12 protein-coding genes are annotated in these 16,093 nt (G+C 45.0%); 3 read left to right on the top strand and 9 right to left on the bottom strand.

Going from position 1 to position 16,093, the window contains the following annotated elements:
* Positions 1-57: 57 nt before the first annotated feature.
* Positions 58-1,239, bottom strand: coding sequence for an MFS transporter (locus R7Z47_RS17505; protein ID WP_017635963.1), 1,182 nt, complete (start codon positions 1,237-1,239; stop codon positions 58-60).
* 159 nt (positions 1,240-1,398) lie between these two features.
* Here R7Z47_RS17505 and R7Z47_RS17500 point away from each other — a divergent pair, with 159 nt between their 5' ends.
* The gene (locus R7Z47_RS17500; protein WP_042523726.1) at positions 1,399-2,283 is read left to right on the top strand and encodes a LysR family transcriptional regulator; all 885 of its coding nucleotides are present in this window, start codon (positions 1,399-1,401) and stop codon (positions 2,281-2,283) included.
* 115 nt (positions 2,284-2,398) lie between these two features.
* Here the strand turns inward: R7Z47_RS17500 and R7Z47_RS17495 are convergent, their stop codons facing one another.
* Together R7Z47_RS17495 and R7Z47_RS17490 are read right to left on the bottom strand one after the other, a co-directional pair.
* Positions 2,399-3,304 carry a TIGR03571 family LLM class oxidoreductase gene (locus tag R7Z47_RS17495; RefSeq protein WP_017635965.1) on the bottom strand — a complete coding sequence of 302 codons (906 nt, stop codon included), beginning with the start codon at positions 3,302-3,304 and terminating at the stop codon, positions 2,399-2,401.
* 132 nt (positions 3,305-3,436) lie between these two features.
* On the bottom strand, positions 3,437-4,342 hold the full coding sequence (locus tag R7Z47_RS17490) for a LysR family transcriptional regulator (protein ID WP_017635966.1): 906 nt from the start codon (positions 4,340-4,342) through the stop codon (positions 3,437-3,439).
* 112 nt (positions 4,343-4,454) lie between these two features.
* Between R7Z47_RS17490 and dkgB the strand changes: the two genes are divergently transcribed.
* Positions 4,455-5,255: a 2,5-didehydrogluconate reductase DkgB gene (gene dkgB, locus R7Z47_RS17485; RefSeq protein WP_053304418.1), complete on the top strand. Its 801-nt coding sequence runs from the start codon at positions 4,455-4,457 to the stop codon at positions 5,253-5,255.
* A 198-nt stretch (positions 5,256-5,453) separates the two neighbouring features.
* Here dkgB and R7Z47_RS17480 read toward each other — a convergent pair whose 3' ends face one another.
* The 6 genes from R7Z47_RS17480 to R7Z47_RS17455 all read right to left on the bottom strand — a co-directional run bounded on the left by R7Z47_RS17480 (position 5,454) and on the right by R7Z47_RS17455 (position 11,653).
* Positions 5,454-6,146: an SDR family oxidoreductase gene (locus R7Z47_RS17480; RefSeq protein WP_262606986.1), complete on the bottom strand. Its 693-nt coding sequence runs from the start codon at positions 6,144-6,146 to the stop codon at positions 5,454-5,456.
* A gap of 106 nt (positions 6,147-6,252) precedes the next feature.
* The gene (locus R7Z47_RS17475) at positions 6,253-6,951 is read right to left on the bottom strand and encodes an IclR family transcriptional regulator (protein ID WP_017635969.1); all 699 of its coding nucleotides are present in this window, start codon (positions 6,949-6,951) and stop codon (positions 6,253-6,255) included.
* Positions 6,952-7,038: 87 nt separating this feature from the next.
* On the bottom strand, positions 7,039-9,009 hold the full coding sequence (locus R7Z47_RS17470) for a diguanylate cyclase (RefSeq protein WP_262606985.1): 1,971 nt from the start codon (positions 9,007-9,009) through the stop codon (positions 7,039-7,041).
* Between the two features lie 187 nt (positions 9,010-9,196).
* A complete protein-coding gene (locus R7Z47_RS17465; protein WP_005377352.1) occupies positions 9,197-9,550 on the bottom strand; it encodes a DUF2750 domain-containing protein in 354 nt (117 codons plus the stop codon).
* A gap of 175 nt (positions 9,551-9,725) precedes the next feature.
* The gene (locus tag R7Z47_RS17460) at positions 9,726-10,340 is read right to left on the bottom strand and encodes an OmpA family protein (protein WP_005377354.1); all 615 of its coding nucleotides are present in this window, start codon (positions 10,338-10,340) and stop codon (positions 9,726-9,728) included.
* Between the two features lie 2 nt (positions 10,341-10,342).
* Positions 10,343-11,653 (bottom strand): TolC family outer membrane protein, encoded by a 1,311-nt coding sequence (locus tag R7Z47_RS17455; protein ID WP_017635971.1) that lies wholly within the window; start codon positions 11,651-11,653, stop codon positions 10,343-10,345.
* A 400-nt stretch (positions 11,654-12,053) separates the two neighbouring features.
* Between R7Z47_RS17455 and R7Z47_RS17450 the strand changes: the two genes are divergently transcribed.
* On the top strand, positions 12,054-16,093 hold a 4,040-nt coding region (locus R7Z47_RS17450; RefSeq protein WP_318130331.1), incomplete at its 3' end, for a tandem-95 repeat protein.

Here is a 16,093-nt window from a genome sequence, read left to right as displayed (position 1 = left end):
AAAGCCCGACGTAATGCCGGGCTAATTTAAGTGATTTTTATAGATTCGGAACGTGAATCAGTGTGCCGTTGCGTGCTGCTCTCCACGCTTGTCTAGCATTCCGCTGAAACGGGTTAGTAGTAGAGCACCTAATACTACGATCGCGCCAATCCAAGGTGTGTGCATCAGCCCAGCATTGGCCACGATAAGGCCACCGCCCCAAGAACCCAGTGCAATACCTACGTTAAATGCAGCAATGTTGAGACCAGAAGCGACGTCGACTGCATCAGGTGAATATTTCTCTGCTAGTTTGACAACATAAACTTGAAGTCCTGGAACGTTACCAAAGGCAAAGGCACCCCAGACAAGAATGGTCACTACTGCAGAAATTGGATTAAATGCTGTGACACTAAACACGAGCAATACCACAATTAGGCCCGAGAAAATCGCTGTCAGAGCTTTGATTGGCCCCATAGAGTCGGCCATCTTTCCGCCCCAGATGTTGCCGAATGCGACTGATACACCATAAACCAACATAATTAGGCTGATAGCGCTAGAGCCAAACCCCGAAACTTCTTCCAAAATAGGAGCCAAGTAAGTGAAGGCTGTGAACGTACCACCGTAACCGAGCGCGGTGATTGCGTACACCAAAAGTAGACGAGGCTGAGTCAAGACTTTTACTTGCGATGACAGCTTGGTTGCTGGTGGTTGTTTCAGATTACTCGGCACTAGCAGAGCGCTTCCTATCAGTGCGATGATTCCAAGGATCGCGACGATTAGGAAGGTTGCCTGCCAACCAAATGTCTGGCCAATCCAGGTGCCAAGTGGCACGCCCGTCACTAGAGCTACGGTGAGACCGGTAAACATAATAGCAATTGCGCTAGCGGCTTTTTCTTTTGACACTAGGCCAGTGGCGATAGTCGAGCCGATCGAAAAGAACACACCGTGTGCAAGCCCGGTCAGTATCCTTGCTGTAACTAGTGTGTTGTATCCAGGTGCTTGCCAGGCTAACAGATTGCCAAGAACAAACAGTGCCATAACAGAAAGCAGAACGTACTTTCTTTTCCAGTTACCAGTCAGCGCTGTTAAAACGGGAGCACCAACCGCGACACCAAGTGCGTACAGGCTAACTAAAAGACCCGCTGAAGGTAATGATACGTTGAGGTCGGAGGCCATAGTCGGTATCAGACCGACAATTACAAACTCCGTGGTTCCAATAGCAAAGGCGCTAAGCGTCAATGCAAGTAAAGCTAAAGGCATAACAACTCTCTCTTAAAATCATTGAATATGAATGGATAAACGAATAGCCCGTCTCCATGTCGTGTATTATTAAAGAGTTATTCGTTGCGAAAAATGGTGTTTATTACAAAATACTTTTGTTATAAATGATTAAAATGCGCAGTTAAGAAAGGGGATGAAATGTTAACCCGATCAGATGAATTAGAGATTCTCATGGCAGTTGTGGATAGTGGTGGATTTTCTTCCGCTGCTGATGCACTAGGTATTCAAGTCGCTAGGGTATCTCGTGCGGTTAGTAAAGTTGAATCACAGTTGGGGGTAACCTTGCTGAATCGCACGACACGCAGAGTGGAAGTTACTGAGGAAGGGCATCAGTTTGTTGAAGCGGTTCGCTTAGGTTTACTACAAATACAGCAAGCTGAAGAAGAGATCATCACACGAGGTGAATTACCCAAGGGGCGCTTAAGAGTTGATGCCGCTAGCCCATTTGTTTTACATCAACTCGTGCCGTTAATTCAGCCATTTAAAGAGGCTTATCCTGATATTCAACTCGATCTTACCTCTAATGAGGGTTTTGTGGATCTATTGGAAAAAAGAACCGATGTGGCGATACGTATTGGACGATTATCGGATTCAACACTGCATGCTAAACCTTTAGGAACAAGCCCACTATTTATCGTTGCCACGCCTGGTTATTTATCTAAACGAGGTTTCCCTGAAGCGGTGGGCGATTTGCGCAGTCATAACTTGATCGGTTTTTCTGGCGCTAAAGTGTTAAATCAGTGGCCATTACGAGGGTTTGAGATGATAGAGCCTGATATCCTATCCAGCAGTGGTGAAACGGTTAGACAGTTAGTGCTGGCAGGGAACGGCATTGCATGTTTATCTGGCTTTATGGTGAAAGATGATCTTGATTCTGGACGGTTAGTGGCATTGTTTGAATCGGAAAAAATCACAAATACTGGACGAGAACAGGTCAATGCTGTGTTCTACAAATCTTCTTCAGTCTCTAAGCGTATTTCCGCGTTCATCGACTTTATTCAACCAAGACTTACTTTAAAATAACACTATTATTGTTGTTTTAACAAAAGAATTTTGTCGTTATTGCAGCTTTTGTTTTTCCAACTGCCAAGCCTAGCGTGCCACCCCTTAGTAAGGTGGCACATATTTTTATTTGATCTTAGTTAAAGCGTGGCAACACGTACTGAGCGATCTGCTCCATTGATTTATCAATTGGTTGGCTATTACGACGGAAATGCAACCCGATGTGATTGACTCCTGCTTCTTGCATTTTTTCTAGCTCATCGCTCAAGCCATTGACTCCGGCCCGGATACCAAAATGATGCCGAACGACTGGTGCATTTGGGTTATCGACTAAATCAAGATGAATAAAGCTGGCGTAGGGTTTGTTTCCCGCTACGGAGCGCCAAAGTGCAACGCGGTGTTCATGATCATCAGGTGTGCCTGGGTAGGCGAGCCAGCCGTCTAGGTTTTCTCCTATCCATTGTGGACTTTGCTGCGCTAACCCTGCGACATAGATAGGAATATCAGCAAACTCGGGTAATAACTGTAGATCGTTACCCAGTTTATCATTTTGCGTATCTTTCAAAATCTCTACACTTTCTCGAAAAGCTGAGCCACGGCTGTCAAAGTTGGCATTAAAAACGGGATATTCACTAGGGCGGTCTCCACTAGCCACACCGAGTATCAGGCGGTCACCACTTAACTCGTTGATGGTCGCAGCGGCTTTTTTCACTAGCCAAGGTTGTCTTAACGGTAATACTATCGCTGCTGTCCCTAGTAGAATGTTGTCGGTGCACGCAGAGAGATAGCCAAGATAACTGAACGGTTCATAAATTTGTGCCGCGTCTCCAAAGTTAGGGTCGTACAACGGGACATCTCTCACCCACGCTACGTTAAAGCCTAACTTATCGGCTAACATAATACGCTGTTTATGTGCACTCATGTCTGGTACGCCGAATGGTTTTCGTTGGAGCAGGCGTTTTGTCTGGCCTTCTTGGGTCCAGTCATTATCTAGGGGGAGCTCAACACCGATGGTGAATCTGTTACTTAAATCTTTATGCATTATGAAGCCTGACTATTACTTTGAGTACTAGGAGGCAAGGTGCCTCCCTGATATTCAGGACACTATGAGATTTTTGTTGTGAGAAAAAGCGGCAAAAAGACAAAAGTGTTTTGCCACAAACAGCGGTGGTCTTTAAAGGAACTGGTGGTTCTCTACCTTGATTTCTTGCTTGATGAAGTCAATAAAAGAGCTGATCCGGCGTGAGGTACTGGCATTTTTGTAATACACCGCATGAACTGGCTGTTCGACATTATGCGTGTGTTCACTAAGCACGCCCACTAAGCGACCAGCTTGTCGGTCAGAGTAGGTCATAAAGTCAGACAGGCAAGCTATCCCCGCACCATGTAAGGCTAAACATCTTAGCGTCTCGCCATTATCAGATCTTAGGCTACTCATAATACGCAGAAGTTTGTTCTTATCATCCATGATCGGCCATTCCTTAAGATACTCCGGCTTGTTGAATCCAAGTAGCTTGTGATTGAGTAACTGATCTATTGAGGTTGGAGTACCATGTTGTCTTAAATACTCTGGACTCGCGACGATTCGAATCCGACTTTTACCAAGAAATATCGCGCGCATGGTTGAGTTTTGTAGCTCACCGATACGAAAAGCAACATCGGTTTTTGTTCCCAAAAGGCTAATATTTTCCTCATTGGAATTGAGATCGATTTCGACTTCTGGATACAAGCTCTGATATTTAGCAATGTGCGGCGTTAGTACGTGCAGTAAGAAGGGGGTAGCTGCGTTTATTCGTAGGAGGCCAGAAGGCTTATATTTCTGGCTTTTCAGTTGTGCTTCGGCATTCTCTACTGCTTCTACAATATGTCTGACTTTATCGAGGTATATCGTTCCTTCATTAGTAACATCTAACTTACGGGTTGTGCGATTTAACAAGGTCGTTTCGAGTTTGGCTTCTAGCCGAGATACCGATCGACTCACCGCCGAGACGGTCATCGATAACAGTTCAGCCGCAGAGCTGATTGAACCCGTATCGACCACGGCCATAAAGGTGCGCATTTCATCTAGAGTAGCTTTCATTGTTGAATATATTTCAAATTAGATTTGAGTATTGTTAACTTTACGGAAAGTTTCTTGCGGCGTAAAGTTTTGCTTCGAATCAACTATAAAATCGATAATTCAGGAGATTTAGATGAAAGTACCATCATTTGGCGTCGGCACGTTTCGTTTAGAGGGTGAAGTAGTTAAGGATTCAGTCCGTAATGCGTTAGAAGTGGGTTACCGCGTAATTGATACTGCACAGATTTACGGTAATGAGGCAGAAATCGGTGAAGTATTGACACAGTCCGGTATTGCACGTGATGAGCTATTCATTACGACGAAGATCTGGGTTGATAACATGAACACGGAACAACTCATTCCAAGTCTAAAAGAGAGCTTAGAAAAGCTAAATACAGATTATGTGGATTTGACCTTGATCCACTGGCCTGGCAATAACAATAACTTGAACGAATACATGGCTTCATTACTTGAAGCTAAATCGCAAGGCTTAACCCGTAATATTGGCGTATCCAACTTTAATATTGACTTGTTGCAACAAGCGATAGAAGTGGTCGGTAAAGAGAATATTGTTACTAACCAAATCGAGCTTAGCCCTTATTTGCAAAATCGTAAGTTGGTCAGCTTCATGCAGGAAAACGATATTCAGGTAACGTCTTACATGACCTTGGCATATGGGAAAGTACTTGGGGACCCAACTATTGCAGGTATTGCTGAGGACTATCAGGCCACGCCAGCTCAAGTCGCGCTTGCTTGGGCTTTGTCAAAAGGTTACGCGGTGATCCCGTCTTCAACTAAACGAGAGAATTTAGCAAGTAACCTGAAAGCACTTGAACTTAATCTGAGTGAAGAGGCGATTGCAAAGATAGATGCGTTGGAAAGAAATGGCCGCGAAGTAAACCCTGAAGGGCTAGCGCCTGAGTGGGATGATTGAGTGAGTTTCACAGGAAATCATTGCCTAAATGACACCTCTGCAATCGCTGACTTCCTCAGCGTTTGACGGTAGTACAACACCATAGACGATAACGGCTCGCTTGTCTGACGATAGTGCGAGCTTTTATCTTTTTGGCCTATTAGTTTACTGTATTCTCCCGGCCTTCAATTTGGCCGGGAGACGTCATTTAGAGAACAGTTACCATTCGATTGTAGAGCCATCAAATACGCGGAAGCTTCCGGATTGCTCAAGTGTTAGCTGTTCTGCGACCGAAACAATGCCTGCAACACTTTCCTCGGCAGAAAAGGTTGCGTCCTCACCGCCCATATCGGTTTTTACCCAGCCGGGATGAACTGCGACAGTTTTTACTCCTTGCGATTCGAGATTGCGTGCTGCTGATACTAGAACCTGATTAAGCGCTGCTTTAGATACTCGATAACTGTACATGTTACCTGAACTGTTATCGCTTAAACTCGCAACTCGGGTTGAGATTCCCACGATGGTTTTGTGCTGACTTTTCGCAACGTTGTCTTGTAGGGCTTGAATTAGCAGGGCAGGTGCGACGGTATTTATGTTTAGTACTTCTAGCCATTTTTTCTGGGTCATTTCGCCAAGCTTTGCACACTCTTCGCCTAATACACCTGCATTAAGAATTAAATGATCGAGCGGACGATCCGCTAATTGAGTGGCTAACTGATCGATATCTTGTTGGTTAGTGACGTCTAGAGCCATCAGTTGAAGTTGATTGGGTTGGGTTACTAGTTCATTGAGCTGCTTAGCATTTTCTGGTGAACGACAAGTTGCGATAACTTGCCAACCTTTTCCAAGGTAGTGGCGGACAAATTGCAAGCCTAAGCCACGGTTAGCGCCAGTGATCAATACAGTAGACATCGCTTCTCCTACGTTGTTGAGTTGAACAACGACTATATTAGAGGCGACGTATAAGCATGTAATCAAAACAGTACAAAAATGGCCTAGGATTCGACATTGTCAAATCTTAAAGTTTAAGAAAGATGCTGGCAAAGTGTTTTAGCCTAGTGACCGTCAGTTCGGAGGCAGCACCGCTAACACCTGCAACAGCAACGACTTTACCATCCAAGTAAAGGGGGATCGCTAAGCAATTGAGGTTTGGCTCTGCCTCTTCTAAATCGAGTGCGTAACCTGATAATACAACCTGATTAAGTTCAGTTTCTAACGTGGGGGATATTTGGCTTTCAAGGCGCAATGTTCGGCGAAGCTCATCATCAAAACTAAGAAAAACCTTGCCGATCGCAGATGTTGTGAGTCCTTCTCGTTTCCCTCTCGGGCTACGGATAGTAAGAGGGTTATCCTGCTCTATAGCATCGATATACAAGTACTCTTTAGCGCCACTTTGTACAGCGAGGTAAGCAGTGTTGTTAGTCATTTGGGCCATTTTTTTCAGCAATGGAACAAAATGTTGTCGGATAGCTTCGTTTTTTTGTTCAATCGGCTTAGACAGTTCATAGCATCTAAACCCTAGGCTGTAGCTATGGTTGTGTTTGGATACATATCCAAGAGAGTGTAGAGTCGCAAGTAACCCGTGAACAGTCGTCTTATTTAACTGGATCGCATTACTGATCGTCTGTAATGATAGGGGAGACTCACTCATCGAGAGCAACTCGAGGATTAGAAAACCTCGCTCTAGAGACTGAATGTTTTTTCTTGCCTTGGGCACAAAGACTCCTTGATGATGGTGTTGCATCTGAATGGCTTACTGATGCTTCCACCTATAACAAACCACTACGCTGGTGGTTTGGTTTTATTAGAGAATATACTCAGCACTTAAACTGATCGGCTCGTTGTATGCATCCACAAGGGAGTTTTTTCCTTGCTTCTTAGCATTGTATAACGCTTGGTCTAATATCGAATAGAGCTCATCAAAGTTGGTGAGTGGCATTGAGGTTGATAGATAGGCCAGACTCGCAGATATATTCAATTGATGGTTATTAAGCGAATGTACACTCTTTTCTGAAATTGTTTTATGCAGACTTTGTATTCTAAAGGGAACGTCAATCTCATCGACGTTTTTCAATAGCAAGATAAACTCTTCTCCACCTAAACGACCCAAGTACTCTCCCTTATTAAGTTTAGCTTTAAGCGCTTTGCATACCTGTTGTAGTACTAAGTCGCCAGTCGGATGACCATACTGATCATTAATCGCCTTAAAGTCATCTAGATCGATTAATGCTAGAACGTAGCGGAAGTCTCCTTCCGCTTTGGAGGTGTGGCTTTTAATCGTCTCTATAATTGCCGCTCTGTTTAATGCACACGTTAAGCTGTCTATTTTGGCTTTTAAGCGTGTTTGTCGCTGAACCATCAATGCCAGAGCGAGGAGAATCAATAAACAGAAAACAACAAAATTATAAGTGCGTTGTTGGTCTGTGAGTTTTTCAAACTGGTACTGACTTAGAAGAGTTTCGTTGTTCAACTGCGCGACTTGTAGATCATATTCATACTCTTTTTTAGTGAGATCTAGTGCCTCTAACGCCTTGATATTACTCGCGTCTCGGTTCGTTAGTTCAATCGTCGAGTAGGCCTTGTGATGCTCCAGCGCCTTTTTGTAATCATTTTGAGCTTGGTATGCTTTTGAGAGGAGTAATTGGGCTTGCGCTTGCAATAAGGGCCTAGCGTTTTTTACCGCTAATCTTAACGCAATTGTACCGTGTTCAATCGATTTTTCGGGTGTATGGTTCTTTAAATATGCCAATCCAGCAGCCAAATGACCCTCTGTTTCAAGGTGCGTATTCTCATAAGTTTGGGCAATGTTTAATGCTCTTCCAATGTAATCTACCGCGGTATTCAATTGCCCAGAATCGGCCAAAGCAGCAGATAACCCTAAATAGGTCAACCCTTGCCCGTATGGATAATGAAGTTGTTCGAGAATCGTTAATGCATTTTTGTAGTGGCTGATGGACTTATCGAGTTCTTTGGATTTTCTGTACATCGCTCCTAGACTATGTTCGACTTGCGCAACTTCAAGAGGTGTCCCTTCATCTTGGCGAACCAGTAAGGCTTGAATGAGATATTGCTCTGATTGTTCAAATTGCCCCAGCTCTGCAAGTAAATTGCCGATGTCATTGTAAATCCCTGAAGGATCGCTTTGCGTCGACATGTTGGCCATCAACTGTCGATACAAACTTAAGGCTTTTTCATAGTCACCACGGTAATTGTAGTTATTTGCTACCACGCGCAAAGCAAGATCAACAGGGAAGTTTTCTTGATGCTTATGATTTAAGTGGCTCTCTATGGATGAGCAATAAAAGTTTGCTTTGTGATAACGACCTTGTTGATTCAGCGTATAACAAAGTTGATAGTTCATCAGAGCCTTGCCTTCGGAATCGGATATTTTCTTCATTGTCTGTCGCAAAGAAGAAAAGCTATCTACTGAGGCCTCGTAACTACCATGCTTACGTTCATTTAAGGCAAGAATATATTCTGATTCTAATTGAGAAAAATGGTTGTCTAAGACTTGACTGCTGCCGTAGTAAGGCTGATTTATGTTTGACATATATTCATAAATCAATCCACTTACGTAGAGCTTTTCGCTGTCCGATTTCGCTGTATGGTAGCGATCTTGAAGCATGCTCAATGCCGACTCAGGGTTGCTTCGTAGTGTGGTTTGGTAGACAGAGTGCCACTGTGTGATATTTTGGTTTGGTTCAATATCTTGAGTGTCGCTTGCATATACTGGAGTGAGCAAAAGTGACGCAAGCAAGGGATAGAGCACGCGCATGTTTAAACGAGCCTTTAATTTAAGGTGCCTTTAAAGTTGAGTTATCATAGCGCTTTTAACGCATCAGCGTTGTGATTAAGTTGGGTGTACTAAGAAAAAGAGTAGTAAAACTATGCACTTGGTCGAGATATTGAAAGAAGAGGCATAAAAAAGAAAGACCTCAACATAAAGTTGAGGTCAGAAATCTTTAATCAATGTAAAGCTTTGCTAGATCTTGAGGCTCCATTTCTTTGCCTTCTAACTGATCGTTCCAGTTAGTTCCAACAAGAACACCATCTTCAGCAAGAGTCAAAAGCCAATCTTCAACAAAGATATCTAATGGGATTTCTAGTACAGTAAAATCTGCCCATTCTTCAACATTATGTGCTTCTGCATCTTCTTTAGAAGACCAGAAAGGCATGACTTCGCTGTTTTCGAATTCAGTTGAATCGCAAGATAGCCAACCTTCTTCATTGCGTAAACCCCAAACCAATTGGTTTTCTTTCGTTTCTGCAACAAAAAGGTCAAGGTTCGCTTGGATATCTGATGTAAGTTTGCTCATTTCAAAACTCTCGTTGTTATGACGTGGCTAGAGTAACACTAAAGTGCCGATTCCTAAAGCATAATACGGTTGTCGAAATGAGTAAAAATAAAGGAGCCGAAGCTCCTTTTCTGAGGTTAAGTATTCACTCGTTTTTGTTTGCTTTGTGCTTGCAGAGCAAACAAAAACAGGTACTTTACCTTTCTGGAAGAGTTGTGAATATTGTCCACTCTCTTTTTATCTCGCCTTTGTAACCAACGACTGATGCGGTTACTCGACGATTTAAAGCATGGCTGACTTCATCGGTCCCTTGTTGTGCTAAGTGAGTGTCACCAAAACCAACAATGCGGACTCTACTCGGTTCGATGTCGTAGCTTAGTAGGGCTTCACGGACATTGCGTGCTCGTCTTTCAGAAAGATCTTGGTTATGCTTTGAACCGCCAACTTTACTAGCATAGCCGTGCAGCTCTATCGAAGTAGTAGGGTACTCTTTTAAAAAGTCGGAAAGCTCTCGGACTTGTCTTCTGAAGACTGGATTGATCTCATCAGAGTCGTTAGCAAAAAGTATCCGCACTTGCATGTTATCTGATGCTTTAATGTATTCTCCACAACCGTCGTTGTCGACCTCTGAGCCTTCAGGTGTACCTGGGCACATATCTCGAGCATTGATGACACCATCGTTATCGTCATCTTGCAAATCTGCTATTTGTTCTGCATTTGGTACAGGACGATACTCATATTCGTCTTCAGCAACAACGTGTTGAGTGATGGCGAGCATACCCAATGCAAATAGAATCTTCACTGGTTTCATGATCAGTACTCCACCTTTTCATTCCATTCTGTAGGTACATCGACACGCAAGGCATTTAACAATTGGCCAGTCGCGTTCATAACGCGGTACTTGGCGTACTGCTCTGAGTATCGAGCATCTAAGTAGTTCTTTCTCGCTTCGAAAAGTTCGTTTTCAGTATTTAACAAGTCCAGCAGAGTGCGTTTTCCAATGCGATACTGCTTTTCGTAGGCGATGACAGTTTCAGAGGCCGAATCTACGTGATCCGCTAGGAACTCTTTTTGTTGAAGTGTTAAATCTAACGCACTCCAAGATAGACGAAGACCTTCTTCTACTTGGCGGTATGCACGTTCTCTTAGGTCTTTTGCTTTATTTAGTTGGTAGGCAAAACTTTCAGCGTTGGCTACGTCACTACCACCGTTAAAGAGGTTGTAACGCATACGTAACATTGCTGTTGTCTCTTCGCTGCTTCCTTCGATACCGCTTGCATCATCACGCCATGTTTGAGCCGCTTCTACCGATATCGTTGGGTAGTAAGTTCCCTTAGATTGCTTGTATTGGAACTTTGCAGAGTCCACATCAGCTACCGAAATTTTGATTACTGGATGTGACTCGAATGCCAAGTCAATCGCTTCATCGATGGTGTAGGGAATAAAGTTTTGGTCCGCTCTTGGGAAAATCAATCCTTGTGGTGACTGTCCGACAAGGCGTGTAAAGGTGGTGTGGCTGTCATATAAGTTGTTCTGAGCTGCCACCAAGTTACCGTGAGCCTTTGCTAAACGAGCCTCTACCTGGGTTAGGTCTGCTGTAGAACCGATACCTGAGTTAACTCGCTTTTTAATGTCTTCATAGATCTTCTTATGCACTTTCAAGTTATTCTCGGAAAGTGTCAGAATTTCATAAGCTTTTACTGAGTCTAAATAAACTTTCGCGACCTCTAAAGCGGTGTCTTGGGCATCAGCTAGAAGTTGATAACGTACCGATTCAGCATCAGCTGCTGTTCGATCCATATCATTAAGTGTCGCTGAGCCATCCCATATTAGCTGGGTTAGTGTCACGGTGGCTTCTTTTCTTGTCAGATCGGTTGAATCTCGCCCTGACTCTGCAGGTTTGATTCCTTCGTAACCGATACCGGCATCTAAGTCTACGGATGGGAGGTAAGCACCACCAGATGCTTCATTCACATACTGCTTGCTAACGAATTCATTGAACGCACTTTTGATGTCAGGATTGGTTTTTAATGTGTTTTCAACCGCTTGCTCTAGCGTTTGCCCAAAAGCATGACTAGCGGTGAACATACCAATACAAAAGGCGTTGGCACGAGTCCACTTCACTGTGATTCTCCTAGATAATGGTAAAAATTCTCGAGGTGATAGGGCTTATAAGTGGAATACTTATAAGGGCGTCAATAATTTAGCGCACAATAACATTAATATGCGATGAAGTAACCTGTTGATTCGCTGTTCATTTGTTTCAATTTTGATAAATCAACCTACTAAATCTGCCTAAAAATTGAATTAAGATCTCAAATTAAACATGGAGGTAATGGCTAGAAACGAGAGTCCAGATTTTAATAAAATAAAACACTTATGCATCTGGATTCTTATTGATGTATGACACATAATTACTTTATTGAGCATCAAATTGCTGTTATTGCACTATATATTCGGGCAATATATAGCAAATTAGTATTGTTAGTCAAAAACTTGACAGTTATTTAGGGTTAAGGTTTATATGGATCGTACAGCATTAGTGCCACTCGGTAATCAAGTCGTCGTAATAGGTTTGGATGGGCAGCTGAGAGTCCTTGCAGAAGGACAGCAGCCTCTACCAGGTGAAGTGATAGTGGCAATGACAGATGCTGCGCCTCAAGACCTGAAAATTCAGCTTGCTCAAGAGCAAGGTTTAAAAGATATTTCAGACGATGTAGCACAGATTATTAGTGCTATTGAGCAAGGTCAAGACCCTTCTGCTATTGATGAAGAACTCGCACCTGCAGCGGGTGAAAATAGTGGCTCCAGTTTGCAAAATAGTGCCACGATTGTACGAGATGGTACTGAAGTGCTAGCCTCAACAAACTTTGAAACTATTGGCCTAGAATCCCTCGGCTTATCTGAAACACAAGCGTTGACCTTAAATGACTTCTTCACAACAGGTATCGAGACAAGTGGGGATGGCTCAAGTAAGCCACTTACTAATTCTCCAGTGACATTAAGCGCTGTTGAGGAAGATAGCGATCCAATCACGATAACTACTGAAGAATTACTATCGAATGTCAATATTGATGATGCCGATACTCTTGTCATTACAAACGTCACTATTGAGAGTGGGAATGGCACCTTAATTGATAACAGCGATGGCTCTTGGACTTACATCCCAGAAGCTGATGATGACACTGAAGTGTCATTCTCCTATGACATCATTGATGATGATGGTGGTGTTATTAATGGCACTGCTAACTTAGATATTACGCCTGTTAATGACGCGCCAATAGCAACTAATGATGCGATTCAAACTGACGAAGATTCCCTGGTTGTAATTGATGTGCTCGCTAACGACAGTGATATTGAAGGTGATGATTTAATCATTACCTCTGCTTCTGTACCAGAAGAGCAAGGTATCGTTGAGATTATCGATGGTAAGCTTGTTTTCACTCCGGCTGAAAATTTCAACGGTAATGCAACGATTAGCTACACCATCTCAGATGGTGAGTTAGAGGATGAAGCTCAAGTTTCGGTAACAGTAAACTCAGTTAACGATGCGCCTATTGCCTCTAATGATACAACAATTACAGAGGAAGATAGCTCAGTAACGATTGATGTCCTGCCAAACGACACCGATATTGATGGTGATAAGCTGTCGATTGAATCAGCGTCTGTGCCGAGTGACCAAGGTTCTGTCGAAATTATTGATGGAAAACTGGTGTTCACACCGGCTGAGAACTTCCATGGTGACGCTGTAATCTCTTACACCGTGACCGATGGTTCGCTGACTGACCAAGCGACGGTCAACGTCACCGTAAATGCGGTGAACGACACGCCTGTGGTTGAAACCAGCATTGCAGACCAAGCCTTGGCGGAAGACTTTACGCCATACAGCATCGATCTAAATACCGCTTTCAGCGATGTGGATAACGTGGATGGCGAGTTAACGTTTAGCGTCTCTGGCAACAGCAACGTGTTGGTGTCGATTGAAAATGGCATCGCGACCATTAGCCCAACGGCAGACTGGAACGGCTCTGAAGCGCTGACCTTTACTGCCGCCGATCCAAGCGGCGAGAGCGTTAGCCAAACGGTGAACTTCACAGTGGCGCCTGTGGCGGACATCGTGGCAGATAAAGCGACGGTTGTGGAAGACACACCAACCATCATCAAGGTTTTAGGTAACGACACGTTCGAAGGCGACGACAAAGTGGTGTCGCTGGATAGCAATAACGGTCCAGCCAACGGCACGGTCTCGGTCAACCCGGACGGCAGCGTCACTTACACGCCAAACGACAACTTCCACGGTACAGACAGCTTCACGTACATCGTTACCTCCGGTGGGGTATCGGAATTCACCACGGTGAACGTCGATGTCACGCCAGTCAACGATGCGCCAGTGGCAAAAGATGATACCGCTGTCACTGACGAAGACACGCCAGTGACGATTGATGTCCTACCAAACGATACTGACATCGATGGTGATACGTTAAGCATTGATTCGGCGTCTGTGCCGAGTGACCAAGGTACAGTTGAAATTGTTGACGGCAAGTTGGTGTTCACACCGGCTGAGAACTTCCATGGTGACGCTGAAATCACTTACACCGTTAGCGATGGTGCACTGACTGACCAAGCGACGGTCAACGTCACCGTGAATGCAGTGAACGACACGCCTGTGGTTGAAAGCGGCATTGCAGACCAAACCTTGGCAGAAGACTTTACGCCATACAGCATCGATCTGAATACCGCTTTCAGCGATGTGGATAACGTGGATGGCGATCTGAGCTTCAGCGTCTCTGGCAACAGCAACATTCAAGTGGCGATCGTCAATGGGATTGCTACGTTCACTCCAACGGCAGACTGGAACGGCTCTGAAATCCTAACGTTTACGGCCACCGATCCAAGCGGTGAAAGCGTCAGCCAAACGGTGAACTTCACAGTGGCGCCTGTGGCGGACATCGTGGCAGATAAAGCGACGGTTGTGGAAGACACGCCGACCATCATTAAGGTTTTAGGTAACGACACGTTTGAAGGCGACGACAAAGTGGTGTCGCTGGATAGCAATAACGGTCCAGCGAACGGCACGGTCTCGGTCAACCCGGATGGCAGCGTGACCTACACGCCGAATGACAACTACCACGGTACAGACAGCTTCACCTACATCGTCACCTCCGGTGGGGTATCGGAGTCCACCACGGTGAACGTCGATGTCACACCAGTCAACGATGCGCCAGTGGCAAACGATGACGCGGCAACAACACAAGAAGATACCGCTGTCACGATTGATGTCCTACCAAACGATACTGACATCGATGGCGATACGCTGTCTATCCAATCAGCGTCTGTACCTGAAGCACAAGGTAAGGTTGAAATTGTTGACGGCAAGTTGGTGTTCACACCGGCTGAGAACTTCAATGGCGATGCTAAAATCACTTACACCGTCACCGATGGTTCACTGACCGACCAAGCGACGGTTAACGTCACCGTGAATGCGGTGAACGACACACCTGTGGTTGAGAGCAACATTGCAGACCAAACCTTGGCGGAAGATTTCACGCCATACAGCATCGATCTAAATACTGCTTTCAGCGATGTGGATAATGTGGATGGCGAGCTGAGCTTCAGCGTTTCTGGTAATAGCAACATTCAAGTGGCGATCGTCAATGGTATTGCTACGTTCACTCCAACCGCGGACTGGAACGGCTCTGAAATCCTAACGTTTACGGCCACCGATCCAAGCGGTGAAAGCGTCAGCCAAACGGTGAACTTCACAGTAGCGCCTGTGGCGGACATCGTGGCAGACAACGCGACGGTTGTGGAAGACACGCCGACCATCATTAACGTCCTAGGTAACGACACGTTCGAAGGCGACGACAAAGTGGTGTCGCTCGATACCAATAACGGTCCAGCGAACGGCACGGTCTCGGTCAACCCGGACGGCAGCGTGACCTACACGCCGAACGACAACTACCACGGCACAGACAGCTTCACGTACATCGTTACCTCCGGTGGGGTCAGTGAATCCACCACAGTGAACGTCGATGTGACGCCAGTGAACGATGCGCCAGTGGCAAACGATGATACCGCTGTTACTGACGAAGACACGCCAGTGACAATTGATGTCCTGCCAAACGACACCGACATTGATGGCGATACGCTGTCTATCCAATCGGCTTCCGTACCTGAAACACAAGGTACAGTTGAGATCGTTGACGGAAAACTGGTGTTCACACCGGCCGAGAACTTCCATGGTGACGCCGAAATTACTTACACCATCACCGATGGTGCACTGACCGACCAAGCGACGGTCAACGTCACCGTGAATGCGGTGAACGACACGCCTGTGGTTGAAAGCAACCTCGCAGACCAAACCTTGGCGGAAGATTTTACGCCATACAGCATCGATCTAAATACCGCTTTCAGCGATGTGGATAATGTGGATGGCGAGTTAACGTTTAGCGTCTCAGGCAACAGTAATGTCAATGTCTCAATAGAAAATGGCATTGCTACGTTCACTCCAACCGCAGACTGGAATGGCTCAGAAACCCTAACCTTTACCGCCACCGATCCAAG

The sequence above is a fragment of the Vibrio sp. 1641 genome, assembly GCF_033339995.1.
Lineage (GTDB): Bacteria > Pseudomonadota > Gammaproteobacteria > Enterobacterales > Vibrionaceae > Vibrio > Vibrio alginolyticus.
The sequence above is the reverse complement of the archived record's forward strand: the minus strand, read 5'-3'. Positions and strand labels throughout refer to the sequence as shown.